The 26,645-nt window shown below is 62.5% G+C and carries 23 protein-coding genes and 2 pseudogenes; 12 read left to right on the top strand and 13 right to left on the bottom strand.

From position 1 onward, the window contains the following. Positions 1-60: 60 nt before the first annotated feature. From aspS to ACP151_RS12205, 3 genes are all read right to left on the bottom strand, one after another. The gene (aspS, locus tag ACP151_RS12215) at positions 61-1,845 is read right to left on the bottom strand and encodes an aspartate--tRNA ligase (RefSeq protein WP_424979177.1); all 1,785 of its coding nucleotides are present in this window, start codon (positions 1,843-1,845) and stop codon (positions 61-63) included. A gap of 349 nt (positions 1,846-2,194) precedes the next feature. Further along, the gene (locus ACP151_RS12210; RefSeq protein ID WP_424979176.1) at positions 2,195-2,848 is read right to left on the bottom strand and encodes an aminotransferase class IV family protein; all 654 of its coding nucleotides are present in this window, start codon (positions 2,846-2,848) and stop codon (positions 2,195-2,197) included. Next, positions 2,791-3,996, bottom strand: coding sequence for an aminodeoxychorismate synthase component I (locus tag ACP151_RS12205; protein ID WP_424979175.1), 1,206 nt, complete (start codon positions 3,994-3,996; stop codon positions 2,791-2,793). Before ACP151_RS12205 ends, ACP151_RS12210 begins: the two co-directional genes overlap by 58 nt. Before the next feature lie 199 nt (positions 3,997-4,195). On the opposite strand from ACP151_RS12205, the gene carB reads away from it, so the two are divergent. Further along, a complete protein-coding gene (carB, locus tag ACP151_RS12200) occupies positions 4,196-7,567 on the top strand; it encodes a carbamoyl-phosphate synthase large subunit (protein ID WP_424979174.1) in 3,372 nt (1,123 codons plus the stop codon). A 127-nt stretch (positions 7,568-7,694) separates the two neighbouring features. Here carB and ACP151_RS12195 read toward each other — a convergent pair whose 3' ends face one another. Both ACP151_RS12195 and ACP151_RS12190 read right to left on the bottom strand, forming a co-directional pair. Continuing rightward, entirely contained in the window at positions 7,695-8,396 is a 702-nt protein-coding gene (locus tag ACP151_RS12195; protein WP_424979173.1) for a trypsin-like serine peptidase, read from the bottom strand. A gap of 911 nt (positions 8,397-9,307) precedes the next feature. Next, a complete protein-coding gene (locus ACP151_RS12190; RefSeq protein WP_424979172.1) occupies positions 9,308-9,772 on the bottom strand; it encodes a hypothetical protein in 465 nt (154 codons plus the stop codon). A 367-nt stretch (positions 9,773-10,139) separates the two neighbouring features. Here ACP151_RS12190 and ACP151_RS12185 point away from each other — a divergent pair, with 367 nt between their 5' ends. Further along, on the top strand, positions 10,140-10,745 hold the full coding sequence (locus ACP151_RS12185; RefSeq protein WP_424979171.1) for a thymidine kinase: 606 nt from the start codon (positions 10,140-10,142) through the stop codon (positions 10,743-10,745). An 80-nt stretch (positions 10,746-10,825) separates the two neighbouring features. Here ACP151_RS12185 and ACP151_RS12180 read toward each other — a convergent pair whose 3' ends face one another. The 5 genes from ACP151_RS12180 to ACP151_RS12160 form a co-directional block, all read right to left on the bottom strand. Continuing rightward, entirely contained in the window at positions 10,826-11,779 is a 954-nt protein-coding gene (locus ACP151_RS12180; protein WP_424979170.1) for a 2-hydroxyacid dehydrogenase, read from the bottom strand. A 1-nt stretch (position 11,780) separates the two neighbouring features. Continuing rightward, positions 11,781-12,119, bottom strand: coding sequence for a tRNA-binding protein (locus ACP151_RS12175; protein WP_424979169.1), 339 nt, complete (start codon positions 12,117-12,119; stop codon positions 11,781-11,783). Next, entirely contained in the window at positions 12,112-12,927 is an 816-nt protein-coding gene (gene proC, locus ACP151_RS12170) for a pyrroline-5-carboxylate reductase (protein ID WP_424979168.1), read from the bottom strand. The genes ACP151_RS12175 and proC overlap by 8 nt, the downstream gene beginning before the upstream one ends. A gap of 40 nt (positions 12,928-12,967) precedes the next feature. After that, on the bottom strand, positions 12,968-13,468 hold the full coding sequence (locus tag ACP151_RS12165; RefSeq protein WP_424979167.1) for a YbjN domain-containing protein: 501 nt from the start codon (positions 13,466-13,468) through the stop codon (positions 12,968-12,970). A 748-nt stretch (positions 13,469-14,216) separates the two neighbouring features. After that, positions 14,217-14,462 (bottom strand): accessory factor UbiK family protein, encoded by a 246-nt coding sequence (locus tag ACP151_RS12160; RefSeq protein ID WP_424979166.1) that lies wholly within the window; start codon positions 14,460-14,462, stop codon positions 14,217-14,219. Positions 14,463-14,559: 97 nt separating this feature from the next. On the opposite strand from ACP151_RS12160, the gene lgt reads away from it, so the two are divergent. The 5 genes and pseudogenes from lgt to ACP151_RS12135 all read left to right on the top strand — a co-directional run. After that, the gene (gene lgt, locus ACP151_RS12155) at positions 14,560-15,459 is read left to right on the top strand and encodes a prolipoprotein diacylglyceryl transferase (protein WP_424979165.1); all 900 of its coding nucleotides are present in this window, start codon (positions 14,560-14,562) and stop codon (positions 15,457-15,459) included. After that, a complete protein-coding gene (locus ACP151_RS12150; protein ID WP_424979164.1) occupies positions 15,456-16,523 on the top strand; it encodes a class I SAM-dependent methyltransferase in 1,068 nt (355 codons plus the stop codon). The genes lgt and ACP151_RS12150 overlap by 4 nt, the downstream gene beginning before the upstream one ends. A gap of 9 nt (positions 16,524-16,532) precedes the next feature. Continuing rightward, positions 16,533-17,288, top strand: a complete 756-nt coding sequence (gene pgeF, locus ACP151_RS12145; RefSeq protein WP_424979163.1) for a peptidoglycan editing factor PgeF — start codon at positions 16,533-16,535, stop codon at positions 17,286-17,288. A gap of 689 nt (positions 17,289-17,977) precedes the next feature. Further along, positions 17,978-18,748, top strand: a complete 771-nt coding sequence (locus ACP151_RS12140; RefSeq protein WP_424979162.1) for a Hint domain-containing protein — start codon at positions 17,978-17,980, stop codon at positions 18,746-18,748. Positions 18,749-19,065: 317 nt separating this feature from the next. Continuing rightward, a pseudogene (locus tag ACP151_RS12135) lies at positions 19,066-19,245 on the top strand (IS5/IS1182 family transposase); the annotation flags it as partial. A gap of 79 nt (positions 19,246-19,324) precedes the next feature. Here ACP151_RS12135 and ACP151_RS12130 read toward each other — a convergent pair. Beyond that, entirely contained in the window at positions 19,325-19,825 is a 501-nt protein-coding gene (locus ACP151_RS12130) for an Lrp/AsnC family transcriptional regulator (RefSeq protein WP_424979161.1), read from the bottom strand. A gap of 242 nt (positions 19,826-20,067) precedes the next feature. Between ACP151_RS12130 and trxB the strand changes: the two genes are divergently transcribed. The 3 genes from trxB to ACP151_RS12115 are packed head-to-tail and all read left to right on the top strand — an operon-like array spanning position 20,068 to position 21,817. Then, on the top strand, positions 20,068-21,009 hold the full coding sequence (gene trxB / locus ACP151_RS12125; protein WP_424979160.1) for a thioredoxin-disulfide reductase: 942 nt from the start codon (positions 20,068-20,070) through the stop codon (positions 21,007-21,009). A 5-nt stretch (positions 21,010-21,014) separates the two neighbouring features. Further along, positions 21,015-21,347, top strand: coding sequence for a ribonuclease E inhibitor RraB (locus tag ACP151_RS12120; RefSeq protein WP_424979159.1), 333 nt, complete (start codon positions 21,015-21,017; stop codon positions 21,345-21,347). Beyond that, positions 21,269-21,817, top strand: coding sequence for an RES family NAD+ phosphorylase (locus tag ACP151_RS12115; protein WP_424979228.1), 549 nt, complete (start codon positions 21,269-21,271; stop codon positions 21,815-21,817). The genes ACP151_RS12120 and ACP151_RS12115 overlap by 79 nt, the downstream gene beginning before the upstream one ends. 23 nt (positions 21,818-21,840) lie before the next feature. Here the strand turns inward: ACP151_RS12115 and ACP151_RS12110 are convergent, their stop codons facing one another. Then, a complete protein-coding gene (locus ACP151_RS12110; protein ID WP_424979227.1) occupies positions 21,841-22,068 on the bottom strand; it encodes a YARHG domain-containing protein in 228 nt (75 codons plus the stop codon). Positions 22,069-22,311: 243 nt separating this feature from the next. Here ACP151_RS12110 and ACP151_RS12105 point away from each other — a divergent pair, with 243 nt between their 5' ends. Then, entirely contained in the window at positions 22,312-23,991 is a 1,680-nt protein-coding gene (locus ACP151_RS12105) for an adenylate/guanylate cyclase domain-containing protein (protein ID WP_424979158.1), read from the top strand. 236 nt (positions 23,992-24,227) lie between these two features. Next, the gene (locus ACP151_RS12100; RefSeq protein WP_424979157.1) at positions 24,228-26,303 is read left to right on the top strand and encodes a bifunctional sulfate adenylyltransferase/adenylylsulfate kinase; all 2,076 of its coding nucleotides are present in this window, start codon (positions 24,228-24,230) and stop codon (positions 26,301-26,303) included. Between the two features lie 116 nt (positions 26,304-26,419). Here the strand turns inward: ACP151_RS12100 and ACP151_RS12095 are convergent. After that, positions 26,420-26,645: pseudogene (locus ACP151_RS12095) on the bottom strand (IS5/IS1182 family transposase); the annotation flags it as partial.

The raw sequence follows: 26,645 nt of genomic DNA, 5'->3' as shown, positions 1-26,645 counted from the left end.
GCCCCCCCCAATGCAAAAGGCCCGAGCTATTGCCCGGGCCCTTGTCAAACTTTGCAGCACTTACTGATCCTGCGGGATCACGCGCAGACCCAGTTCCATCAGCTGTTCGCTCAGCGGTTCGGACGGTGCCGACATCATCAGGTCTTCGGCACGCTGGTTCATCGGGAACATGATGACCTCGCGGATGTTGGCCTCGTCGGCCAGCAGCATCACCATACGGTCGATACCGGCTGCACAGCCGCCGTGTGGCGGGGCGCCGTATTGAAAAGCGTTGACCATGCCGCCAAAACGCTTCTCGACCTCTTCCTTGCCATAGCCTGCGATTTCGAAGGCCTTGAACATGATCTCCGGTTTGTGGTTCCGGATCGCGCCCGAAACCAGTTCATAACCGTTGCAGGCCAGATCGTACTGGTAACCCTTGACCGCCAGCGGATCGGACAGCAGCGCGTCCATACCGCCCTGCGGCATCGAGAACGGGTTGTGCTCGAAATCGATCTTGCCGGTTTCCTCGTCCTTTTCGTAGATCGGGAAGTCGACGATCCAGGCAAAGGCAAACCGGTCCTTGTCGATCAGACCCAACTCTTCACCGATCACGGTGCGGGCGCGGCCTGCAACGCTTTCAAAGGTCTTGGGCTTGCCGCCGAGGAAGAAGGCCGCGTCGCCCACGCCCAGGTCCAGCTGCTGGCGGATTGCCTCGGTGCGCTCGGGGCCGATGTTCTTGGCCAGCGGGCCTGCGGCCTCGATGCCTTCGCCCTGGTCGCGCCAGAAGATATAGCCCATGCCCGGCAGGCCTTCGCCCTGCGCAAATTTGTTCATCCGGTCGCAGAACTTGCGGCTGCCGCCGGTCGGCGCCGGGATGGCGCGGATTTCGGTGCCTTCGTTTTCCAGAAGATTGGCAAAGATCGCAAAACCGGAGCCGCGGAAATGCTCAGAGCAGTCCTGCATCTTGATCGGGTTTCTGAGGTCCGGCTTGTCGGTGCCGTACCATTTGGCGGCATCCTTGTAGGAGATCTGCGGCCAGTCGGCGGCGGCATCCACTTTGCGACCCTGCCCGAATTCCTCGAACACGCCTGCCATCACCGGTGCGATGGTGTCAAAGACATCCTGCTGGGTGACAAAGGACATCTCCAGGTCGAGCTGGTAGAAGTCGGCGGGCGAGCGGTCGGCGCGCGGGTCTTCGTCGCGGAAACAGGGCGCAATCTGGAAATACTTGTCAAAGCCCGACACCATCATCAGCTGCTTGAATTGCTGCGGCGCCTGCGGCAGCGCGTAGAACTTGCCCGGATGCAGACGCGAGGGCACCAGGAAGTCGCGCGCGCCCTCTGGGGAGGAGGCGGTGATGATCGGCGTCTGGTATTCGTTGAAGCCCTTGTCCCACATGCGCTTGCGGATCGACTGGATCATATTGGCACGCAGCACCATGTTGCGCTGCATCTTCTCGCGGCGCAGGTCCAGGTAGCGGTAGCGCAGACGGGTTTCCTCCGGGTATTCCTGTTCGCCGAAGACCATCAGCGGCAGTTCCTCGGATGTACCCAGCACCTCGATGTCGCGGATGAAGACTTCGACCTCGCCGGTCGGAATTTTCGGGTTCACCAGGCTCTCGTCGCGCGCCAGCACGTTGCCGTCGATACGGATACACCATTCGCTGCGGACCTTCTCGATCTGGGCAAAGACTGGGCTGTCCGGGTCGGCCATCACCTGAGTCACGCCGTAGTGGTCGCGCAGGTCGATGAACAAGAGGCCGCCGTGGTCGCGGACGCGGTGGACCCAGCCCGACAGGCGGACGGTTTCACCGACGTTGGATTTGTTCAGTTCGGCGCAGGTATGGCTGCGGTAGGCGTGCATGGCTCGGCCTTTCGTTATGCGGGTCGCAGGTCCTTGGGGACCGTCATTCGGGAAATGCGCAAAAGGGCGCGGAATTCGTCCGGGGTGGTACACTAGGTTGCAGCGCGCTTGTCAAGCAAACAGGGTCAATTCAGTGCAGTCAGTCGTCTGAAACCACGGGTTTGCTTCCTCAGCGGGGATCTCCCGCCCCTTACTCGCCCCATCGCTGGCGCGACCAGGCGGTACGGGTTGGGCCGGGCGCCGCGCCTGCGGCGCGGCGTGCAGCGCACCGCAGGTGCGCTGCCGGGCCCAAGGGCAAAGGTCTGCTGGCGCCAGCCAGGAGGACTGTTGTCCGCGGGAGCGCTGTCTCTCAGACCAGCCGCACCGGGATCAGCCCGCGCAGGGAATTGCCCATGTGGATGGCTTTCGCATCCTTCAGGTCCTGCAGATCAAGAACCGCCTCCCGACACTCCCTGCGCTCCAGCTTCACCTGCCGCAGGATGCCCGGCAGCAGGCCACAGCTGAGCGGCGGCGTCACAACCCGGCCATCCGCCTGGGTCACAAAGAGATTGGTGATGGTGCCCTCACAGACCTCGCCAGATTGATTGAGGAACAGCAGCTCATCCACCCCCTCCGGCAGATCCGCCCGCGCGGCATCATAGCGCGCGCGGCGGGTGGATTTGTGCCGCAGCCAGATATCATCAGCCTGCAGCCGGGTCTCTGCGATGCCGAGCCGCCATTCTGAGGGGCTATTTCCCAAGGGTGATGTGGTCAGCGCCAACTGCCCCTGTGCATCCAGGGTCAAACGGCAGCGCAGCGGCACAGCGCCTGTGGCCCTTGTCAGGAGTGCCTGCGCTTGCGCCGTGTCAAAGGCGATGCCAAACACCGCCGCACTGCGCCCCATCCGGTTCAAATGCTGGGCCTGATGCCGGAAGCCTTCGCCCGGGTGCCAGCCCAGCGTTTCGATCAGGCGGAAAGCGGGATCGTTCTGGATGGCGTCACACGGGCGAACCGGGCTTTCCATAAGGCTTCCTCATATTCCGATTCTGCAGTGCTGTCCCAGACCACGCCACCACCCACATTCAGCGTCGCGCGGCCGTCTTCCAGCATCAGGGTGCGAATTGCCACATTGAACTCGGACGCGCCATCTGGCGCGGCCCAACCGATGGTGCCGCAATAGATATCACGCGCCCAGGGCTCCATCTCTGCCAGGATCTCCATAGCGCGGATCTTGGGCGCGCCGGTGATCGACCCGCAGGGGAACAGTGCAGTAAAAATATCTGCCAGCCCGGCGTCGGGCCGCAGCTTTGCCCGCACCAACGAGACCATCTGATGCACGGTGGCATAGCTTTCCACTGCAAACAATTCCGGCACATGCACCGAGCCGGTCTGCGCCACGCGGGAGATATCGTTGCGCAAGAGGTCCACGATCATCAGGTTCTCGGCGCGGTTCTTTTCGTCCTGACGCAGGAAATCCCGACGGCGGGCGTCCTCGACAGGATCGTCGCTGCGGGGCTGGGTGCCTTTCATCGGGCGGGTCTCGATCACGCCGTCCGCGTCAGTTCGAAAAAACAGCTCCGGCGACCGCGACAACAGGTCCGGCAGCCCGGCCTGTTCCACCAGAACGCCATGGCCGACGGCCTGTTTGGCCTGCAGCACAGCGTAAAGCTCTTCTGCGGTGCCGTAGGCCTCCGCATCAATCGGAAAGGTCAGGTTAGCCTGATAGATGTCACCTTGGCCGATGTTGCGGTTCACTTCAGCGAAGGCCTCGGCGTAACGCTCATAACTCCAGCGGGGTGTAATGCCTTCCAAACCGGCACAGCCCGGCTGCAGGCCGGGCAGCGCCCGACCCTCCCCACGGGAGGGCGTTTTTGTCCCCTCCAAGGGCCGGGCGCTGCCCTCTGCGTTCTGCGGCAGCGGCGCCTCATAAACCCCGAAACACAGCAGCGGCAGCCGCCGGTCCTCTGGCATCTGCATCGCCAGTTTCGGCTCCAGCGCATAGCCAAGCTCATAAGAGGCATAGCCTGCCAGCCAATGCCCGGCATCCCGCGCCGCATCCAGCGCCGCCAGCGCGGCAGACACCTCTTTAGGACCGTCCGCACGGATCACGCGCAGCGGCTGGTCGAAACATAAGCCGGCCCCTTTGGGCCCCTGATCAAAACGAATCCGCACCGGATTTGACTCCCTGAGGTCTTGGCCTCACATATAACTGTTCGCTATGCGAACAAAAGGGGGTGGATGCGGCATTTCCAATTCCGTTTCCGATACCCCTTGAACCTTTCGGCGCGGTCCCTATAACGCAGGACAATTTGGGCGCATGCTAGCGCCCGTGATTCAAAGCTGCCCGCACGTCAATCAAAGGAATATGGCCATGCCTAAAAGAACCGACATCCAGTCGATCATGATCATCGGAGCCGGTCCGATCGTCATCGGGCAAGCCTGCGAGTTCGACTACTCCGGCGCCCAGGCCTGCAAAGCTCTGCGCGAAGAAGGTTACCGGGTCATCCTGGTGAACTCCAACCCGGCGACCATCATGACCGACCCGGGCCTGGCCGACGCCACCTATATCGAGCCGATCACTCCGGAAGTGGTGGCCAAGATCATCGAGAAAGAGCGCCCCGACGCGCTGCTGCCGACCATGGGCGGGCAGACCGGCCTCAACACTTCTCTGGCACTGGAAGAAATGGGCGTGCTGGAGAAATTCGGCGTTGAGATGATCGGCGCCAAGCGCGACGCCATCGAGATGGCCGAAGACCGCAAGCTGTTCCGCGAAGCGATGGACCGGCTCGGCATCGAAAACCCCAAGGCCACAATCGTCACCGCCCCCAAGAAAGAAGACGGCTCTGCCGATCTGGACGAGGGCGTCCGGATCGCACTGGAAGACCTGGATGAAATCGGTCTGCCGGCAATTATCCGCCCCGCCTTTACCCTTGGCGGCACCGGCGGCGGCGTCGCCTACAACCGCGACGACTACATCCATTTCTGCCGCTCTGGCATGGATGCTTCGCCGGTGAACCAGATCCTTGTCGATGAAAGCCTTCTGGGCTGGAAAGAATACGAGATGGAAGTGGTGCGCGACACCGCCGACAACGCCATCATCGTCTGTTCCATCGAAAACGTCGACCCGATGGGCGTGCACACCGGCGACTCGATCACTGTTGCACCTGCGCTGACGCTGACTGACAAAGAATACCAGATCATGCGGACCCACTCGGTCAACGTGCTGCGCGAAATCGGCGTGGAAACCGGCGGCTCCAATGTGCAATGGGCGGTGAACCCCGCCGACGGCCGCATGGTGGTAATCGAAATGAACCCGCGCGTCAGCCGTTCCTCGGCGCTGGCTTCCAAGGCCACCGGCTTCCCGATTGCCAAGATCGCGGCCAAGCTGGCAGTGGGCTACACCCTGGACGAGCTGGACAACGACATCACCAAGGTGACCCCGGCGTCGTTCGAGCCGAGCATCGACTATGTCGTCACCAAGATCCCGAAATTCGCCTTTGAGAAATTCCCCGGCTCCGAACCCTATCTGACCACCGCCATGAAATCCGTGGGCGAGGCAATGGCGATTGGCCGCACCATCCATGAGAGCTTGCAAAAGGCGCTGGCTTCGATGGAATCGGGTCTCACCGGTTTTGATGAAGTCGCCATCGACGGCGTCGGTGTCGGCGCATGGGAACCCGCAGGCGATAAGGCTCCGGTGATCAAAGCCATCGGCAAACAGACCCCGGACCGGATGCGTACCATCGCCCAGGCGATGCGCCATGGCCTGTCCGACGATGAGATCCATGCCGTCACCAAATTCGACCCCTGGTTCCTGGCCCGCATCCGCGAGATCGTCGAAGCCGAAGCCGGTGTCCGGGAAAACGGTCTGCCGTCGGATGAAGCCGGCCTGCGCGCACTCAAGATGCTGGGCTTCACCGATGCCCGCCTGGCCATTCTGACCGGCGCAAGCGAAACCGACATCCGCAAGGCCCGCCGCGCGGTTGGCGTCAACGCGGTCTTCAAGCGGATCGACACCTGCGCCGCCGAGTTCGAAGCGCAAACGCCCTATATGTATTCGACCTACGAGGCCCCGGCCTTTGGCGACGTCGAATGCGAGGCACGGCCTTCGGACAAGAAGAAAGTCGTCATTCTGGGCGGCGGCCCCAACCGGATCGGCCAGGGTATCGAGTTCGACTATTGCTGCTGCCACGCCTGCTTTGCGCTGACCGGCGCGGGTTATGAAACCATCATGATCAACTGTAACCCGGAAACCGTGTCGACCGACTATGACACTTCGGACCGGCTGTATTTCGAACCGCTGACATTCGAACATGTGATGGAAATCCTGCGCGTCGAACAGGACAACGGCACCCTGCACGGCGTCATCGTGCAATTCGGCGGCCAGACCCCGCTGAAACTGGCCAATGCGCTGGAAGAGGAAGGCATCCCGATCCTGGGCACCTCACCGGACGCCATCGACCTGGCCGAAGACCGCGAGCGGTTCCAGGCACTGGTCAACCAGCTGGGCCTGAAGCAGCCGAAGAACGGCATCGCCGCTACCGATGAACAGGCGCTGGCGATTGCCGAGGACATCGGCTTTCCGCTGGTGATCCGCCCGTCCTACGTGCTGGGCGGCCGCGCAATGGAAATCGTCCGCGACATGGATCAGCTAAAGCGCTATATCGCCGAGGCGGTGGTGGTTTCCGGCGACAGCCCGGTGCTGCTCGACAGCTACCTGGCCGGCGCCGTTGAACTGGACGTGGATGCGCTTTGCGATGGCAAGGACGTGCATGTGACCGGCATCATGCAGCACATCGAAGAGGCTGGCGTGCACTCGGGCGACAGCGCCTGCAGCTTGCCGCCCTACTCGCTCGCAAAAGACATGATCGAGCAGATCAAGGTCCAGACCAACGCCCTGGCATTGGCGCTGAATGTGGTTGGCCTGATGAACGTCCAGTTCGCGATCAAACCCAATGAAGACGGGAAGGAAGAGATCTTCCTGATCGAGGTGAACCCGCGCGCCTCGCGCACCGTGCCGTTTGTGGCCAAGGCCACCGACAGCGCCATCGCCTCCATCGCCGCCCGGGTGATGGCGGGCGAGCCGCTGACCAACTTCCCGATGCGCGCGCCTTATGAGCCGGACGCAGGCTATGACGTCAACACCCCGATGGCGGACCCGATGACGCTGGCAGACCCGGACATGCCCTGGTTCTCGGTCAAGGAAGCGGTGCTGCCCTTTGCCCGCTTCCCGGGCGTCGACACCATCTTGGGGCCGGAAATGCGCTCCACCGGCGAAGTCATGGGCTGGGACCGCTCCTTTGCCCGCGCCTTCCTCAAGGCGCAGATGGGCGCAGGCATGGTTCTGCCCTCCTCTGGTCGCGCCTTCATCTCGATCAAGGACGCTGACAAGGGTCAGCTGATGCTGGAAGCGGCGCAGATCCTGGTGGAACAGGGCTTTACCCTGGTCGCCACCCGCGGCACCCAGACCTGGCTGGACAGCCAGGGCGTCGCCTGTGAGCTGGTCAACAAGGTCTATGAGGGTCGCCCGCATGTGGTGGACATGCTGAAGGACGGCGATGTTCAGCTGCTGATGAACACCACCGAAGGCGCACAGGCGGTCGAGGACAGCAAGGAAATGCGCTCGGTCGCGCTGTATGACAAGATCCCCTACTTCACCACCGCGGCCGGTTCCAATGCTGCCGCCCGCGCGATCAAGGCGCAGGCCGAAGGGGACGTCGAGGTGAAAAGCTTGCAGGGCTGATCACACCCCCGTCCGGCGTCACACCCGGACACCGAAAGACAGCAAAAGCCCCGGAACACCCGGGGCTTTTGCCGTTGGAGAGAGCGGCGTTAAGGAACGAGCCGCTCCTGGGACATCTCCAGTGAAATCAGCCTGCCCTGCGCATCAACGCCTGCAGCGAATGCCCCAGCGGCGCAGCCAGCGAAACACCCCTGCCGCCCATCCGCGCCCGTGAAGAGATCACCGACACCAGCTGCGGCGCGCGGCCCGGGCGCAGTTGCAGCACCGGAGACCCCGAAGCGCCAAAATCCACTTTGCAGGTTGTGATCAGAGATGCCTGCCGCGCCACCAGCACCTGGCAGGCGCTCTGCAGCTTCGGTCTGGTGGCATTGCGGTGGGAATAGGACATCACGTCCACCCGAGCGCCCTGCACCGGCGCTGCAGCCAGTACCAGCGGGCGGATGACGTCGGAACTGATCGGCTTCTCCAGCCGCAGCACCGCCAGATCGGTGCCGGTGCGGAACTGGCTGACCTGGCCATGCCGGTAATCCGCATGGATCGCCACCTGAACAACCCGCCGCACAGCCTTGGAGCGGCGGCCGTTCAGCCCCGCCTCAAACCGGATGCTGAGCGGCTTTACCGTCCGGCCACTGCGGATGTCATACATGCAATGCGCAGCTGTCAGCACCAGATCCGGCGCTATCAGGCTGGCCGTGCACATGCTGCGCCCGCCAATGTTCAGCCGCCCTACGGCCTCCCAGCCATCAACAGATTGCGCCCCATCCGCGGCGACTGTTCCAGCGCTACAGGCGAGCAGCGCCGCAGCGGCAATTTTTGCCAGATATCTCATGATCCACTCCATGTTCCCACGAAGCCATCCTCAGAGATGCCTGAGGCCGGATTGCGGCCCGCTGTGGAGCCGCTCTGTCAGAAAGATGTGGAGAATGAGACAAAGTTAACAGAGGGTTAACAGCCAGTCTTCAGGCCGCAACCCGGTCGCCTGAAGCCCCTTATTTTGTTAACACACCCAAACAGATTTCGGAAAAAACCCTTAAAAACCCCGGAAAAGCTTAAGAGCTATATTAGGAGCTTCGCATAAGTTTTCCCCTGTTTCCGCTGGGTTTCTGCCCAAGGACGGTAACTTCGCGACCCAAATGCGGCACAAATGAGCCTTAACAAACGCCTAACCGCCGCAGCAGGCGCCGCCCAATTCTTTAACAGGGTCAAACCCCATTTCATGCCGCGAACCTGCAACGGGTCTTGTCGGGGCCCCTGCCCCGCGGCATAGTCACCCAGGACCCGAGCAGCAAAAAGGAGCGCCCGAATGCGCCTGCCCATTCTCCTGACCGCCCTGCTGGCACTCGCCGCCTGCGACGTGCCTCTGATCCCGCTGATCTGAACACCAAAGCCCCGGCCATCCGGGGCTTTTTTCATCCGGCTACGGGCAGAGCGATCTGCTTTGCCGCCCCGTTGGCGCGCTTCTGCGACATTCTCCAGAGTTTCAGAACACCAGCTTGTCGGATGTTTCGCGCAGCCGCGCACCAGTCACGAGACTTTCGCCTCCGCCAGCATCTTGTCAAGGGATGGCCTGCCGCGCCGACATTCTCCTGCAAAAGCAAGCCGGGTGCATTTGCAGGACCGTCTCTCACAGCCCAAGGCGTCCAGCATCCGCACCGCAGCACCCAGCCGACCCGCAGGCCTGCGATTGTCTTGTACAGATGACCTTAAGCGATCCTCGGCAGATCGCTCTAGCCCGGCATATCAGCCGCTTTCTTCTTCCAGATGCAGCTTCATATCCAGGAGCACCTGCTGCAGCAGCACCGTTTCCCGCAACAGACGCTTGGCCTCATTCACGGTGATGATACCATCTTCCATGGCGGCCTGGTATTCGCACATCAACTGGGCAAACCGCTGGCTCAGCGCAATCACATCGGCATTCACCCCGCCGCTGCGGCCAGTTTCCTCGGCACTGCCGTTGCCATTGTAGGACAGCGTGATGTTCTTCAGATCCGCCAGTGCCGATGTCACATGCGGAAACGAAGAAGCGCTTTCCAGCTTGGCCACGGCATCAACCGGCATGAACCGGTCGGCATGTTCTGCATTATCCGAATAGTAGCGCCCCAGCGTCGCTTTCGACTTGCCGGTGATCTGGCAGGCGGCTTCGATGCCGACATCCTTCACCAGCGCTTCGGTGTGCTTCTTCAGATACGTCCCGATTTCAGCCATATACGTCCCACCTGGTTGCCCGCCGCCCCTTAGGGGAACGAACTGATTGTTTTCCCATTTCTGACTTGTAGAGGAATTGCGATACCTTATCCATCCCTCAGGTTTTCAGGGATTTAGCAAGTGACATGGTGCAATTTGGCATCTGTTGTCCAGTGCAAGGCAGGATGGGTGAGTGACGTCCTGTCGGCAGGGTAATTGGTCTGCCCGGAACTTGTGCTCTCCGGGGCGAATGGCGATGGCCGCCAAAAGGGGTTTTGTTCCACCCTGGCCGCGTCTGCCCCGGTGAGCCTCATCGGGCCCCGCAGGTCCTGCCACTCTCCCAAGAAAGCAGTTTCCCTGACGGCCACACACAGGTAAACCGCCCGCCATGGCCAAGCTTTACTTCAACTATTCGACCATGAACGCGGGCAAATCGACAGTGCTGCTGCAGGCATCGCACAATTACCGCGAAAACAACATGGAGACCTATCTGCTAACCGCCCGGCTGGATAACCGTGCCGGCACCGGCAGAATCGCCTCGCGCATCGGCATTGGCGAGGAGGCGGACATGTTTGCCGCAGGAGACGACCTGTTTTCCCGCACCGAGCAGCGCCTGGCCCAACGGCCGCTGGCCGCGGTTTTTGTCGACGAGGCGCAGTTCCTGGAGCCGGATCAGGTCTGGCAACTGGCCCGCGTGGTCGACGACCTGCGGGTGCCGGTGCTGTGTTACGGCCTACGGGTGGATTTTCAGGGCAACCTCTTCCCCGGCTCCGCCACCCTGCTGGCGCTGGCAGATGAGATGCGCGAAGTGCGCACCATCTGCCACTGCGGCAAGAAGGCCACCATGGTGGTCCGCCAGGATGACCAGGGCCGGGTCCTGACCGAGGGTGACCAGGTGCAGATCGGCGGCAATGAAACCTATGTCTCGCTCTGCCGCCGCCACTGGCGCGACGCCACCGGTGCCTCGCATAATGACAAAGCAGCCACCACCTAAGGCCGCTGCTTCTTTCTGGTTCCAAATACCCCGGGGGGGGTCCGGGGGCAGCGCCCCCGGCTTTGTGCCAGGGCAGAGCCTCAGACCCGGTTCGGCAGCGCAGCACCAGTCAGACAGGCCGCAACATTGTCCAGCGCCATATGGCCCATGTTGCTGCGCACCTCCTCGGTGGCGGTGCCCAGATGCGGCAGCAGGGTGGCGTTGTCCAGATCGATCAGCGCCTGCGGCACTTTGGGTTCGAATTCATAGACATCCAGCCCTGCACCGCCGATACGGCGGTTTTGCAGCGCCTCGATCAGCGCCGCCTCCTCAACCACCTCACCGCGGGCGATGTTGATCAGATGCGCATGGCTCTGCATGGCGTTCAGCACTTCGGCGTTGATCAGGTGATAGGTTTCAGCCCCGCCCGGAACTGCCACCACCAGGAAATCCACTTTGCCGGCCAACGCAATCAGGTTCTCGGCGCGGTCAGCCGGGAAGTCCAAGTCCTTCGCCGAACGCGCCACATAAGACACATCCATGCCAAATCCGAAATGGCAGCGACGGGCAATGGCCTGGCCGATCCGGCCCATGCCGGCAATGCCGACACGTTTGCCAGTGGCGTGCAGCCCCAGCATCTGGGTCGGGTGCCAGCCTTCCCAGCCGCCCCCTCGCAGCATCCGCTCCCCCTCGGAGGCGCGGCGCGCTGACATCAGGATCAGCGTCATCGCGATATCGGCTGTGGCATCGGTCACCGCGCCCGGCGTATTGGTCACCTCGACGCCCGCCGCCCGTGCGGCCTCTACGTCGATATGGTTATAGCCGACACCGAAGTTGGCCAAGAGCTTGCAGCGCGGGCTGCCTGCCTTGGCAAAGATCTCCGCCGTAAACTTGTCGCCCAGCGTCGGCACCACGATGTCGAACTCGGCCAATGCCCGCAGCATCTCCGCCTCAGACATCACCGCGTTGCTCTCGCGGATTTCCAGATCCTCAAATGCCTCGCGCGCGCGGGCCTCCACCGCTGCCGTCATCGGCCGCGCAATCCAGATTTTCATCTCAGTGCATCCTCCCGCCCAGCGGGACCTGTCCATCAGGTCCGGCCAGGAATATTTCTCCATCCTCATCCGGCAGGCCCAGCACCAGGATCTCTGACATGAACGTGCCGATCTGCCGCGGCGGGAAGTTTACGACGGCCAGAACCTGCTTGCCCACCAGCGTTTCCGGCATGTAATGCGCCGTAATCTGCGCTGAACTCTTTTTTACGCCAATATCCGGCCCAAAATCGACCCAGAGCTTGATTGCAGGCTTGCGCGCCTCGGGAAACGGCTCTGCACGGATGACCTCACCGACCCGAACGTCAACTTTCAGGAAGTCGTCAAAACTGATCTCAGCCACGCGCCAGCTCCTTGGAGCGGGTGGTTGCCGCCGCCACCGCCCGGTTCAGCAGTGCCGGGAAACCGTCGTCGTCATCCATCAGCACGTCCAAAGCGGCCTGGGTGGTGCCGTTGGGGCTGGTCACATTGATGCGCAGCTGGCTGGGGCTGTCCTCTGCCGTCTCGGCCAGCGCACCGGCGCCTGCAACGGTGGCCTTGGCCAGCTGCATCGCCAGCTCCGCAGGCAGCCCCTGCGCCTCGCCCGCAATCGCAAGCGTTTCGATCAGGTGAAACACATAGGCAGGGCCAGAGCCGCTGACACCGGTGACCGCATCCATCTGGCCCTCATGGTCCAGCCGCACAACCTGCCCCACGGCCTTCAGCAGCCCCTCGGCACGGTTCAAATCGGTATCCGTTGCATGGGTATTGCCGATGATCGCAGTGATCCCGCGCCCCACAGCGGCCGGCGTATTCGGCATTGCCCGTACGATCGGGGACTGCGCGCCCAAAACATCTTCGAAGGTTGCGATCGAGGTTCCGGCAGCCACAGAGATAAACAGGGTGGCACCGTTGCCATAGCTCTGCAGTACTGGCAGCGCAGTGCCCATCATCTGCGGCTTTACCGCGATCAGCACGATCCCCGGCGCCGCAGGCAGCTCTGCATTGATATGAACGCCGGTGCCCTGCAGCCAATCCGACGGGTTCGGGTCAATCACCCAGACCGAGGATGCGGGCAATCCGCCCTCCAGCCATCCGGCCAGCATCGCCGACCCCATCTTGCCGCAGCCCAGCAGTACCAGCCCGCGCGCGGCTATCTCTTGCATATCCATCAATCGCCCCTCCCCAATACCTCAGGTTCAGGGCGAAGTCTTACGCTCGGCCGTAAGCCTCTGCAATGGCGACCTGCATCGCCTCCTCGGTGCTGCGCTTACCCCAGACTGCCAGCTGGATCGCCGGGTAATAGCGTTCGGCGTTGGCAACCGCCGCATTGATCATCGCGTCGATCTGCTGTGGGCTGGCCATCTGGCCGCCTGCCAGCATCAGACCGTAACGAAACAGCATCAGCTTGTGATCGGCCCAATAGGTGAAAGAGCCCTCCCAGCACTGATCATTCATGCTGTTGATCAGCTCATAAAGCCGCGGCAGCTCCGCCTCCGGCGGCTCCATCTCAAAGCTGCAGACCAGCCGCAGGCATTCCTCATAGCCCGACCAGGCCAGCGTCAGCGAATAGGTGCGCCACTGCCCCTCCACCGACATCGCGATCTGATCGTCTCCGACCCTGTCGAAATCCCAGTCATGGTGCGATGCCAGATGCTCGACGATATCTATGGGGTGAACATCTTCTTCCAGGTGAAGCTCGGATAGTGCCATGGTGCCACCTCTCTTTTTGCCTAGCGCATGAGGCAGAACAGCTCCCAATAGCTAGGTTTTTTAGCTACAGGACGGGGAGTGATCCCCGCTCCCATACTAGATATGGTGGAGCCGAAAAGGTGATCTGGCAACCCTTTATTTTGGGGATATCTGCAATAACTTGTGGATGAACTATCCACAGCCCCCTAAATGCCGGCTGCGTGACTATGAAACGGGTCACAGCAAAGGTAAAGTCCGGACAACCGCCCGCGCCCAGTATTTTGCGCCTCAGGTTGCAGCATGTGAATTGCCCGGATCATGTCTGCGGCGCCCAAGGACACCGGCCAGAATTGCGATAGGCCCCTGACAACCTCCGGTTCAGACGCTTCTGACCGGCGCCCGTGCTGTCAACGGCCCGGCCCGGGGTATGGCGCAGTTCGGCCGCGTCCGCTTCGTTGAGACCCGCCCCGCGTCGCCTCCAAGTTTCCAGACCCGTAGCCCCGTCCTATGACGGCCGATGGGCACCGCACTGCGGCCTGGCAAAAAATGGGAGAGCTTACGGCAAAACGCGGTATGGATGGCGGCCCCGGCCCGTCAAAGCTTGCACGCAGGCCGGAACGATAAAATCGGCAGAATATGGTTTTCGCGGAACACGGGCCGTCTTGGATACAGCCGACCAAGACAAAAAAACCTGCGGCAGATTGCGCTGCTGCAGGTCCAGGGCCGCTGAAGGGCGGGCAGCCTGCCCCGCCCGGTTCAGGCTTTGCGCTTACTTTTGTGCAGCCTCCAGCGCGTCCAGACGCGCCTTCAGCGCCTCATTCTCTTCGCGCGCCTTCTGGGCCATCGCCCGCACCGCATCGAATTCCTCGCGGGTGACAAAGTCCCGGTCGGCCAGCCAGCGGTCGATCATGCTTTTCATCGCAGTCTCCGCCTCGTCCTTGGCGCCCTGGGCCACGCCCATCGCATTGGTCATCAGCTGGGAAATGTCATCCATGATCTTGTTGCGGGTCTGCATGTTCTTCTCCGTCTCGAGGTTACCCCCTATATGGGCAAGCACAGGCGCGGCTGCAAGCCGTTGACTTCCCCTGAAGAGCAGAGGCATTCAGACGCATATGCAGGCCATGATCCAATTCCCCGACCTCTCGCCCGAGATCTTTTCGATTTCAATCGGCACTTTCGAATTCGCCCTGCGCTGGTACGCGCTGGCCTATATCACAGGCATCGTCATTGCCTGGCGCCTGGCGGTGGCGGCCCTGCGCCGCCCCGCGCTTTGGCCCGGGCAGCAGCCACCGATGAGGCCCGAACAAGTAGAGGATCTGCTGACCTGGATCATTCTCGGTGTGATCCTCGGTGGGCGCCTCGGCTTCGTGCTGTTCTACCAGCCCGCCTATTATCTGGCGAACCCTGGCGACATCCTGAAGATCTGGCAGGGCGGCATGGCCTTTCACGGCGGGTTGATCGGGGTGATCGCTGCCTCCTGGATCTATGCGGCGCGTCACGGCATTCCCCGCCTGCAGATGGCCGATCTGGTGGCCCATACCGTAGCCCCCGGCCTGCTGCTGGGGCGGCTGTCGAATTTCATCAATGCCGAGCTTTGGGGGCGTCCGACCGATCTGCCCTGGGGGGTTGCCTTCCCCGGGCAGGCGGCACAGGACTGCGGCCAGGCGCTGGGAGCGCTTTGCGCCCGCCACCCTTCGCAGCTGTACGAGGCCTTGATGGAGGGGCCGATCCTGGGCGCCCTGCTCTTGTATCTCGCCTGGCGCCGCGGTGCCTTTTTCACTCCGGGCCGCCTCTTGGGCGTGTTTCTGGCAGGCTATGGCTTCGCCCGTTTTATTGTCGAGTTCTTCCGCCAGCCGGATGCGCAATTCGTCACCCCCGGCAACCCGCTGGGGCTGGCCTGGCAGATTGACGGCTTCGGCCTCACCCAGGGGCAGGCCCTGTCACTGCCAATGATCGCCATCGGCCTCTGGTTCCTGATCCGCGCCCGCCAATCCGACCGGAGCGCGGCATGAATCTGCAAAACCACCTGATCGCCCGCATTCAGGCGGGCGGCCCGATCCCGGTTTCGGACTACATGGCAGAATGCCTGCTGCATCCGCAGCTTGGCTATTACACCACTCGCGACCCGCTGGGCGCCAAGGGCGACTTCATCACCGCACCGGAAATCAGCCAGATGTTCGGCGAGCTTCTGGGCCTTTCGCTGGCACAGACCTGGCTGGATCAGGGATCGCCTGCTCCTTTTACCCTGGCAGAACTTGGCCCCGGCCGCGGCAGCCTGATGGCGGATCTTCTGCGCGCCACCCGCGGCGTGCCCGGCCTCCACGCCGCGATGCAGCTCCATCTGATCGAGGCATCGCCCACCCTGCGCGCAGTCCAGAACAAAACCCTGGAAGCCTACGCGCCCGAATGGCTGGACAGCGTGGATGCGTTACCGGATCAGCCGCTGTTCCTGGTCGCCAATGAGTTCTTCGACGCCCTGCCCATCCGCCAGTTCATCCGCACAGGCAACGGCTGGAGCGAGAAGCAGGTCGGTTTGAAGGACGGCGCCCTCACCTTTGGCCTTGGCCCCGCCGCGCCGCAGCCCGCATTGCAACACCGGCTGGTCGACACGCAGGAGGGCGATCTGGTCGAGCATTGCGAAGCCGCCGTCCCCGTCACCCAGGCCGTCGCCACACGAATCGCTGCCCATGGCGGCGCCGCGCTGATCATCGATTACGGCGACTGGCGGGCTTTGGGGGACACTCTGCAGGCCCTGCGCGCGCATGAACCCGCCGATCCTCTGCAGGCCCCGGGCGAGGCCGACCTGACGGCGCATGTCGATTTCGAGGCACTGGCCCTGACTGCAAAAACCGCAGGCTGCGCCCATACCCGCCTGACCCCGCAGGGCGTGTTTCTGGAACGGCTTGGCATCACGGACCGCGCCCGCGCCCTGGCTGCGCCGCTTGCTGGTGAAGGTCTGGAAACCCTGATCGCCGCACATCGGCGGTTGACGCACCCCGATGAAATGGGAAACCTGTTCAAAGTGCTTGGCCTCTATTCTTCACAGGCCACCCCTCCGCCAGGATTGAACCCATGATGGCTAACAATGACGCTTGAAATCCTCACGTCCGATCTGCTTGGCCCGGTGCGGCACGGATTTTTCACCCGCAAAGGCGGCGCCTCCTCCGGCATCTATCACGGGCTGAACTGCGGTCTTGGCTCTACCGACCAGCGCGAGGCGGTCCAGATCAACCGCACCCGCGTGGCCGCAGCCATGGATGTCGAGCCGGAACATCTGGCGGCAGTGCATCAGGTCCACAGCGCCGATGTGCAGGTGGTAACGGAACCCTCGCAGGACCGTCCGCGGGCGGATGCAATGGTCACCAATGTGCCGGGTCTTGCGCTGTCGATCCTGACCGCAGACTGCCAGCCGGTGCTGTTCTCCGACCCCGAGGCCGGCGTCATCGGCGCAGCCCATGCCGGCTGGCGCGGCACCTTGGACGGGGTGCTTGAAGCCACGCTGGAGGCAATGGAAGCCCTCGGCGCCCGCCGCGAAAACACGGCTGCTGTGATCGGCCCGTCAATTTCCCAGCGCGCCTATGAAGTCGGACCGGAGTTCTTTGAAGACTTCATGATGCAGGACGACGCCTATGGCCGCTTCTTTGCCACTGGCGAGAACGGCCGCTATCTCTTCGACCTGCCCGGCCTCGGCCTGCACAAACTGCGGCAAGCTGGTGCCGGCAATGCTGGCTGGACACGTCATTGCACCTATTCCGACCCCGATAAATTCTACTCATACCGTCGCGCGACCCACGCCAGGGAAGCCGACTATGGACGGCTGATTTCCTGCATCCGGCTTTAAGGGTCTGTTAACCAAAGCAATTGTGGCGGATGTTTTTCATTTCCGCCGCATTCGCTGCTGACGCCGCTCTGTTCACATATGACCCCACGTCATTTCCCTTGAAAACCAACCACCTGCAGCAGCCTGCAAGTGCTCTGGCCCAGATTGCGAAGTGCAGTTTCCAGGACTGAAAATGCCCCCTGCGGGCCATATTCAGGGCGCAAAGATTACCCATAAACAGGTCAGACCAACAAAAACAGCGGCAGTCCGACAGCACGGATGCAGCCGCCGGGCGAAGGACAGACTGACCATGAAAATGAACAAACGATTCATTGCCTCAATATTGCGCTCCGCAAGGAGCGAAACCGTAACCCTGCCCTGGGTTGCCGCCCGCCGCTTCCGCGGCCAGGCGCGGCTTCAGCCCATGGCACGGAAACTGGGTTAACGCCGGGGACGGATGCCTCTGAAGCGGCCCCACTGACGCCTGCGCGCCAGTCCGGTCAGCCGCCAAAGGGGCATCCAACCGGCCTGTTTTCGCGGACCGCCTGCACCAGGGCGGCCCTGCGTCCCGAGTTAACCAGTTTGCTTCAGATTTTTTGACAATTTGAACCAACTGCGACCAAACTGGGGATATTAAATCGTTCAAGCACGTCTGTGTTGCCGGTGGGGGCCGATGCAAGCGGGCAGTTTGAAAGGAGAGGTCTGCTGTCATGACCATCCCACAGTCGCTGCACAGGGCAGCAGCCAACGCCGTCGAGGCCACTGCAATCCTGCAGGATCCTGCCGCGCTGCGCAGTGTGAACAAACCGCAGCTGCGCCGCTATGAGGTCAGCTGCCTGCTGCCTGGTGGCGGTGTTTCCGAAACCCGCCATATCGCCCCGGCTTTGCCGCTGTTCGAAGACGCTTTCAGCGCCTTTACGCGCGGCTCGCTGGTGGAAACATCCCAAGGCCCCATTGCGGTTGAGGACCTGCTGCCCGGTGATGAAATCCTGACCTTCGGTGGCGGCAGCCAGCCCTTGCAATGGATCGGCCGCACCACCGTGCTGCCGACACGCTCCAACACCCGCACCCTGACCAGCTTTATGGCGGACAGCCTGGGACTGCAGAAACCTGCATCTCCGCTGGTGGCCGGCCCGTCGGCGCGTCTTCTGCGCACGCCGCCGCACCTGCAAGGGGCGGGCGACGAAAAGCGCCTGACCCTGGCGCCCGAATTCCAGGACGGCATGAGCATCTTTGAAACCGCGCCGCCGTCGCCCGTAGACCTCTACCACCTCTGCCTGCCGCGGCATGCGGTGATCACCGTGGGCAGCCTGCCGTTTGAGACCTTTCATCCGGGGCCGGATGCGCTGAAGCTGGCCAGTTATGCGATCAAGACGCTGTTTCTGAACTTGTTTGCGCACACCGACAGCATTCAGGGTTTCGGGCCGCTGTCCCATCCTCGGGCCGACAGTGTGAGCCATCCGGGGACGGCCATTTTCTGACGGCAAGTTCAGGCGCACTTGCCCCGGCAGGTAGCTTGTGAACACGCCAAAGGTCCCTTTCGGGGCCTTTGGCTCAGCACGTTAGGAAAATCTAGAAGCGCTAGGGGACCGCAGCGGCCTTGTTGCACAAATCAAGTGAGGGATTCACTGCGTGAAACCAGCATGGTAGCTGGGATGCATGCGCAATTGGACCCCTACGATATACAAGACCACGAACAGGTCATCTTACACTGAAGTACTGAAGCAGCGCGGATCTTTGACCATCAGGTTGGATCCGAGGATGGGCTGGACGCCGCTGCCAACTGGCAAGCCGCGATCGCCGGAGGCGCGGATATCACCGCAAAATCCGGGCTGAGGCAAAGAGGAACTGCATCAAGCTGATTAAACAATCCCTGATGGCAAAAGACTTCGCACGCCAGATCGCGGAACTGCACCTTCGTATCGCCATACTGAACGTCTGCACGGCGCCTGGTATACCTGTCACAGTTTCTGTAGGGTACAGTCCGACCGGGGAGAAACGAACTGCGGCTAGACCCGGAGTTGTGCAACAACACCGCTCAGCGCAATTTCTGCAGGTCAGGCCTCGCGCGCCAGCCGCTCTTCCAGCACTTCAAACGGAACGCCGGGCTCGTCCTTGGCACCACGGATCACCAGCGAAGTCTTGACGCTTGCCACATTCGAAGTGGTCAGCAGATCGCCGGTCAGGAAGCTCTGAAAGGTGCTCAGATCAGGCGACACGCATTTCAGGATGAAATCCACTTCGCCGTTCAGCATGTGGCATTCACGCACCAGCGGCCAGCTGCGGCATTTCTCTTCGAACGCACTCAGCTCTGCTTCGGCCTGGCTCTCCAGCCCCACCATCGCATAGACCTGCACCTCAAAACCCAGTTCGCGGGAATTCACATCCGCGTGATAGCCGTGAATCAGCCCGGATTCCTCTAGCGCCCGCACCCGGCGCAGGCAGGGTGGCGCGGAAATCCCGACCCGCTTGGCCAGCTCCACATTGGTCATGCGCCCATCGGCCTGAAGCTCCGACAAAATCTTGCGATCAATCGGATCAAGACGGGTTGTGACCATGCCAGAAGCTCCTGTGAGATTTGCGTTTCTTATAGCACCGCCGCCGGGCTGCGCAATATTGTTTCATCTCTGCGCAATATTCTTTGCAGCTGAGCAGCGCAAGACGCAACGCGCAGATCCATGGCACTTTTGCATCCTGCCGCATGCAATGCCTTGGGGGTTTAAGCCTGCCCGCCCTGCCGCTATATGCATTGCCTGACGGCGGCACGCCCGCCAGGCTGCATTACGTGGGGACACAACACATGAGCGAGACGCGCCACACCAAGGTTCTGATCATCGGTTCCGGGCCTGCCGGCTATACTGCGGGGGTCTATGCTGCCCGTGCCATGCTGGAGCCGATCCTGGTTCAGGGGATCGAACCCGGCGGCCAGCTGACCACCACCACCGAGGTCGAGAACTACCCCGGCTTCACCGAGGTGCAGGGCCCTGATCTGATGATCAAGATGCAGGAGCACGCGGCGGCGATGGGCACCGAGATCATCGGCGATATCATCACCTCACTTGACACCTCGTCCCGCCCCTTCACCGCCAAGGGCGACAGCGGCACCACCTATACAGCGGATGCGGTGATCCTGGCCACCGGCGCCCGCGCCAAATGGCTGGGCCTCCCATCGGAAGAGAAATTCAAGGGCTTCGGAGTCTCGGCCTGCGCCACCTGCGACGGTTTCTTCTATCGCGGTCAGGAGATCGTGGTGATCGGCGGCGGCAACACCGCCGTGGAGGAAGCGCTGTTCCTCACCAACTTCGCCTCCAAGGTGACCCTGATCCACCGCCGCGACGAGCTGCGCGCCGAGAAGATCCTGCAGGACCGCCTGATGAAGAACGAAAAGATCGAAACCCTGTGGTTCCACACGCTCGAAGAGGTCGTCGGCACCGACACCCCGCTGGGGGTCGAGGGCGTTGTGGTCAAGAACGTGCAGACCGGTGAAGTCAAGGAGATCCCCTGCAAGGGCGTCTTTGTTGCCATCGGCCATGCGCCCGCCAATGAACTGGTCAAGGACGTGCTGGAGCTGCACAACGGCGGCTATGTTCAGGTCAAGCCCGGCTCCACCGAGACCTCGATTCCCGGCATCTATGCTGCGGGCGACCTCACCGACCACAAATACCGCCAGGCGGTCACCTCGGCTGGCATGGGCTGCATGGCTGCGCTTGATGCCGAGCGTTTCCTGGCCGAGCAGGAGTAACCGGGATGCCGCATGATTTCACCGCACAACGGGCCGAAACCGTTGCGGCATTCGACGACCTGCAGGCCGAACACGGCCTGCCCGAGGTGGCGGACGTGGATTACTTCTTCGTCCCCGCCCGCGACGGCGCCGATTGGCACCCGCTGGCCGAAGAGCTGAGCCGCGACGGCTATGCCTGCGCGTTCATGGAGGCCGAAGGCAAAGACCCCGCCTATCTGATTGCCACCCTGCCCGAGCAGATCATCTCTGCCACCGGCATCTGGATCGGCGAGGAAGTGGCCACCCGCGCGGCTCTCTCCCACGGCTTCGCCCCGGACGGCTGGGGGCTGGAGGGCTGAGACGCCCCCCTCCTCTTCTGCCCTTTTCCGGCGCCGTCTGGAGAATTCTTCTGTTATCGCATGCAGACGCGCCTCTGGCCCCTGCCCGCGCGCCCGAAGGGCGGTTTCACCATTCCGGCCAGGCCGCGCTTTACACGTCTCTCACCCCCGAAGGCTGCGCTGTCGCCATCCGGCGATATGTTTCCCAGGCCAATGACCCGCGGGTCATCCAGCCGATCCGTGTATGTGCCAAGCGGATTGCGGACTATCGCGGAAACCCTGAGGCATCAGTGGTCTGGCAGGACATCCGCGCCACTGGTGCGGCAGCCCCGACCTGGGTTTTCTCAGATGCGGCCCGCGCCGCCGGGGCACAGGGGCTGCTCTATTCTTCCCGATCGCGCCCGGAACTCTCCCACCTTGTGATGTTTGACCTCTCTGGCGATGCGGTGCAGGCCCTCGGCCCCACGCGCCCCTGGCAGCCCCCCGGCTAAGCCGCAAAACAGCCACAAGCTGTCTACCGGCACCCCGGCAATTGTTCTTGCGCCTTCAGCCGACTGACGTCTCCTCGCTCCGCCGCACTCAGCGGCACTTCGCCCGCGCTCATGCCGGGACTGCAACCTGCATAGGAGAATGCCGCCTGTCCGCGCGCGCTTTGAAAGCAGTAATCGCGGCGTGCAAAAATCGAATTGCGCTGAAACCACAGCGCATCGCACCGCGTTCGGCAGGTAGGACGCGTTTTCAGTGTCTGAATTGTCCAGAGCCAGGGCGATCCGGCGCCTCGCCTCTGCTATTGAGGACAACCCTGCAAACGGCCCCAGCGCCAGCATAAAACCTTTAGCCAATTCAAAACCATGTGAAATCCCCGACAAATCAATTCCGCCTGACCGTGGCACAGGCCCGAAACCGCGATCAAGACAGTCTCCCGCTTGACCCCGCCCCTTTGGCCACGCAGTCTGCCCGGAAAACCGCAAACAGGAGGACCGGGGTGGCAAGTGCGCTCTGGCAAGGCAACTGGATCACCCGCACCCGGATCGTCACCGGGCTGGTGCTGCTGGTCTTTGCCTTCTTTCATTTCATCAATATCGGCGTAGGGCTGCTCTCGCCTGATTGGATGGATGAGTTTCAGGACGCCCGCCTGCTGATCACCCGCAGCCTGCTGGGCAGCCTGATCCTGGGCACGTCGCTGGTGCTGCACGCAGGCATCGCATTGTGGAGCCTGGCCCGCCGCCGCAGCCTGAAGATGCGCTGGGGCGAAGCCCTGCAAACCTTGCTGGGCCTCTTGATCCCGCTGCAGCTCACGGCTCATCTGGTCTTCACCCGTTACGCGCATGAAGTCTACGGCACCAATGACGAGATGCCCTATCAGATCATCCTGATGTGGAACTCGCCGGAGATCTGGCAGCAAAGCCTCTTGCTGCTTGCGGTGTGGATTCATGGCTGCATGGGGCTGCACCACTGGCTGCGGCTCACCCGTTGGTGGCGCGCGCTGTTTCCCTGGATGACAGGCCTTGCCGTCTTCATCCCCGCCTTTGCTTTTGCCGGCCTCCTGACCGAAGGCCGCCGCATCTACGCCCTGTTTGCCGAAGGTACTGAACGGGCGGCACTGATGGAGGGTTTCAACTGGCCCAGCCAACAGGCATTTTCAGAGATGTTTGCCGCCGAGCGCATTGGTCTTGCCATTTTCGGCCTGCTGCTGAGCCTCGCCGCGGCAGCCTTTCTGCTGCGCAAGCTCCTCCTGCGCCGTCGCGCCGTCACCATCCGCTATGCCTACGGGCCGGAAATCCGCGCCGAACGCGGCATGACACTGCTGGAGATGTCGCGTTCTTTCGGCATTCAGCATACCTCACTTTGCGGCGGCAAGGGTCGCTGCACAACCTGCCGCGTAGTGGTGGAAAATGGCGGCGAACACCTGCCACCGCCGGACCCGTCTGAGGCCCGCAGCCTGGCCCGGGTTCAGGCCCCGGACAATATGCGGCTGGCCTGCCAGATCCGACCGCAGACGCCGATGACCGTCACCCGCATGTTCCGCCCCGACGGCCGCCCCGGCCGAGCCCATGCCAGCCAGGGCGAAGAGCAACAGCTGGCCGTGCTGTTCCTGGATATCCGCGGTTTTACCGCCCGCACCGCAGGCCAGCTGCCTTATGATGTGGTGTTCCTGCTGAACCGGTTCTTTGATGCCATCGTGCCCGCCATCACCCGCGCCGGTGGCACTGTCGACAAATACCTGGGCGACGGATTGCTGGCCTTGTTCGAGACCTCCACGCCGCAACGCTCTGCCCGCGCCGCGCTGCAGGCCGCGACCGCCATTGGTGAAGCCCTGCAAACCTTCAATGCAGAGCTGGCTGCCGATGGCGAGCCCGAGGTCCGCATCGGCATCGGCATCCATCTGGGCGAACTGGTCCTGGGCGAGATCGGCAGCGCCGCCCATGCCCCGCGCACGATCATCGGCGGCAGCGTCAACACCGCCAGCCGACTGGAAGCCAAAACCAAGGAACGGCGCGTGGAACTGCTGGTCTCTGCAGATGCGCTGGAGGCCGCAGGATATGAGTCGACCCATATGGCACTGGAAACTTTCCAGCTACGCGGCGTTGACCGACCTTTGGCCGCGCTGCCGGTCGAACACGCAGCTGCCCTGCCGCGCCTGCTCGCCGGAGAACAGCGTTAGCCCCGCAGCCCGCCGCGCAAAACACATGTTTCCCACACCGCACCCGCCACCGCCGCTCATCCGACGCAGCACGCCCAAGGAGAACAAGCGACCGCCCCACCCACAGCCGTTTCGCAAGAGCAACGCGGCAAAAAATCGCCGGCGGCGGCCATTTCTCCCTTTGCTTTCACGGCAAACCATGCAATGCGTTCACGCGTGAACATACTTTTAACCGGTTGACCGTACTGCTGCCCGCCATGAGCGACACCGCATCTATACCCAGCCCGAACAGCGAAGACCTGCTGTTCCGCCTCCTGCGCCAGCTTGACGCCGCGCCGGGCGCCTCTCAGCGCGCAACTGCCGCTGCCCTGGAAATCTCACTGGGGCGGCTCAATACCCTGTTGCGCACCGCCGCCGACAACGGGCTGATCACCATCAGCGACCGTCCGGGACCGGACAAACGCCAGCGGTATGCCTACTCGTTGACCACCCGGGGTGCTGCGGAAAAACTGCGCCTCACCGATCAATTCCTTGCCCGCAAATTTGCGGAATACAACGCGCTGCACGCGGAACTCACCGGCTCCGCCAGCGGCCTCCCCCCTCTCAAACACAGGACCAACCCGATGCAAAGCAATCTGGCTCCCATCCCTGAGCTTTATGTTTCCTACGAAAGCGCCCAGAAACTGAAGGTCGAAGCCGCCGACCTGGTCAGCTGGGATCTGACCCCGCGCCAGATCTGCGACCTGGAACTGCTGATGAACGGCGGCTTCAACCCGCTCAAGGGCTTTCTGTCCCAGGCCGACTACGACAGCGTTGTCGACACCATGCGCCTGACCGACGGCAGCCTGTGGCCGATGCCGATCACCCTGGACGTCTCCGAAGACTTCGCCGCATCCCTGGAATCCGGCCAGGACATTGCCCTGCGCGACCAGGAAGGCGTGATCCTCGCCACCATGACCGTCACCGACAACTGGGTGCCGAACAAGGCAAAAGAAGCCGAAAAAGTCTTTGGCGCCGATGACGACGCCCACCCCGCCGTGAACTACCTGCACAACACCGCAGGCAAGGTTTACCTGGGCGGTCCGGTCACCGGCATCCAGCAACCTGTCCACTATGACTTCCGCGGCCGCCGCGACACCCCGAACGAACTGCGCGCCTATTTCCGCAAGGTCGGCTGGAACAAGGTTGTGGCCTTCCAGACCCGCAACCCGCTGCACCGCGCCCACCAGGAGCTGACCTTCCGCGCCGCGCGCGAAGCCCAGGCCAACCTGCTGATCCACCCGGTGGTCGGCATGACCAAACCGGGCGATGTCGACCACTTCACCCGTGTGCGCTGCTACGAGGCGGTGCTGGACAAATACCCGGCCGCCACAACCTCGATGAGCCTGCTGAACTTGGCGATGCGCATGGCCGGCCCGCGCGAAGCCGTCTGGCACGGCCTGATCCGCAAAAACCACGGCTGCACCCATTTCATCGTCGGCCGCGACCACGCAGGCCCGGGCAAGAACTCCGCCGGCGAAGACTTCTATGGCCCCTATGACGCGCAGGAGCTGTTTCGCGAGCATCAGCCGGAAATGGGCATCGAAATGGTCGACTTCAAGCACATGGTCTATGTGCAGGAGCGCGCCCAATACGAGCCGAACGACGAAATCGAAGACCGCGATAACGTCACCATCCTGAACATCTCCGGCACCGAACTGCGCCGCCGCCTCGCCGAAGGCCTGGAAATCCCCGAGTGGTTCTCCTTCCCCGAGGTGGTGGCCGAGCTGCGCAAGACCAAACCGCCGCGCGCCGAGCAGGGCTTCACCGTGTTCTTCACCGGCTTCTCCGGCTCCGGCAAATCCACCATCGCCAACGCGCTGATGGTCAAGCTGATGGAGATGGGCGGCCGCCCCGTGACCCTGCTTGATGGTGACATCGTGCGTAAGAACCTGTCGAGCGAACTGGGTTTTTCAAAAGAGCACCGCGACCTCAACATCCGCCGCATCGGCTATGTTGCCTCCGAGATCACCAAGAACGGTGGCATCGCCATCTGCGCCCCGATCGCACCCTACGCCGCCACCCGGCGCGCCGTGCGCGAGGACGTAGAAGCCTTCGGCGCCTTTGTCGAAGTGCACGTTGCCACCTCGATTGAGGAATGCGAGCGCCGCGACCGCAAGGGCCTGTATAAACTGGCCCGCGAAGGCAAGATCAAAGAGTTCACCGGCATCTCCGACCCCTACGACGTGCCGCAGAACCCCGAGCTGTCGGTCGAGACCGAAGGCACCGACGTCGACAACTGCGCCCACCAGGTTCTCTTGAAGCTGGAAAGCATGGGTCTGATCAAGGCCTGAGCCTGACACCCGTAAAACAGGAACGGCCCGCCATTTGGCGGGCCGTTTTTCTGCCATCCTCAGGGCGTTGTTGCGCAACTCGTTTTGAGGACGAGCTTCCCCTTTCCGCGGCGGATTCATCCATCACACACGATCTCGGCGGTGCCGAGGGCCGAGAATCGGTTCATGAGAGCGATGCGGATGTGGATTTCGGCGGTTTGTCTGTCTGGGTCCCTCGCCATGATGCGTTCGCCGAATGCCTTGAGGCATAGCATTTTGGCCTCCACGCGACTTCGGATGTGATAACCACTCCATCGTTTCCACAGCGCCCTGCCGAAGCGTTGCGAAGCGCGCAGTATCTCG

This window comes from Leisingera sp. S232 (assembly GCF_049800895.1).
Lineage (GTDB): Bacteria > Pseudomonadota > Alphaproteobacteria > Rhodobacterales > Rhodobacteraceae > Leisingera.
Note: the sequence above shows the minus strand (reverse complement) of the source record. Positions and strands in the feature narration are given on the sequence as shown.

Excerpts from the sequence above, each read along its gene's own strand:
- aspS (WP_424979177.1), bottom strand. The coding sequence starts at position 1,845 with ATGCACGCCTACCGCAGCCATACCTGCGCCGAACTGAACAAATCCAAC.
- ACP151_RS12210 (WP_424979176.1), bottom strand. The coding sequence starts at position 2,848 with ATGGAAAGCCCGGTTCGCCCGTGTGACGCCATCCAGAACGATCCCGCT.
- carB (WP_424979174.1), top strand. The coding sequence starts at position 4,196 with ATGCCTAAAAGAACCGACATCCAGTCGATCATGATCATCGGAGCCGGT.
- ACP151_RS12195 (WP_424979173.1), bottom strand. The coding sequence starts at position 8,396 with ATGAGATATCTGGCAAAAATTGCCGCTGCGGCGCTGCTCGCCTGTAGC.
- ACP151_RS12190 (WP_424979172.1), bottom strand. The coding sequence starts at position 9,772 with ATGGCTGAAATCGGGACGTATCTGAAGAAGCACACCGAAGCGCTGGTG.
- ACP151_RS12185 (WP_424979171.1), top strand. The coding sequence starts at position 10,140 with ATGGCCAAGCTTTACTTCAACTATTCGACCATGAACGCGGGCAAATCG.
- ACP151_RS12180 (WP_424979170.1), bottom strand. The coding sequence starts at position 11,779 with ATGAAAATCTGGATTGCGCGGCCGATGACGGCAGCGGTGGAGGCCCGC.
- proC (WP_424979168.1), bottom strand. The coding sequence starts at position 12,927 with ATGGATATGCAAGAGATAGCCGCGCGCGGGCTGGTACTGCTGGGCTGC.
- ACP151_RS12165 (WP_424979167.1), bottom strand. The coding sequence starts at position 13,468 with ATGGCACTATCCGAGCTTCACCTGGAAGAAGATGTTCACCCCATAGAT.
- ACP151_RS12160 (WP_424979166.1), bottom strand. The coding sequence starts at position 14,462 with ATGCAGACCCGCAACAAGATCATGGATGACATTTCCCAGCTGATGACC.
- lgt (WP_424979165.1), top strand. The coding sequence starts at position 14,560 with ATGCAGGCCATGATCCAATTCCCCGACCTCTCGCCCGAGATCTTTTCG.
- ACP151_RS12150 (WP_424979164.1), top strand. The coding sequence starts at position 15,456 with ATGAATCTGCAAAACCACCTGATCGCCCGCATTCAGGCGGGCGGCCCG.
- pgeF (WP_424979163.1), top strand. The coding sequence starts at position 16,533 with ATGACGCTTGAAATCCTCACGTCCGATCTGCTTGGCCCGGTGCGGCAC.
- ACP151_RS12140 (WP_424979162.1), top strand. The coding sequence starts at position 17,978 with ATGACCATCCCACAGTCGCTGCACAGGGCAGCAGCCAACGCCGTCGAG.
- ACP151_RS12130 (WP_424979161.1), bottom strand. The coding sequence starts at position 19,825 with ATGGTCACAACCCGTCTTGATCCGATTGATCGCAAGATTTTGTCGGAG.
- trxB (WP_424979160.1), top strand. The coding sequence starts at position 20,068 with ATGAGCGAGACGCGCCACACCAAGGTTCTGATCATCGGTTCCGGGCCT.
- ACP151_RS12120 (WP_424979159.1), top strand. The coding sequence starts at position 21,015 with ATGCCGCATGATTTCACCGCACAACGGGCCGAAACCGTTGCGGCATTC.
- ACP151_RS12100 (WP_424979157.1), top strand. The coding sequence starts at position 24,228 with ATGAGCGACACCGCATCTATACCCAGCCCGAACAGCGAAGACCTGCTG.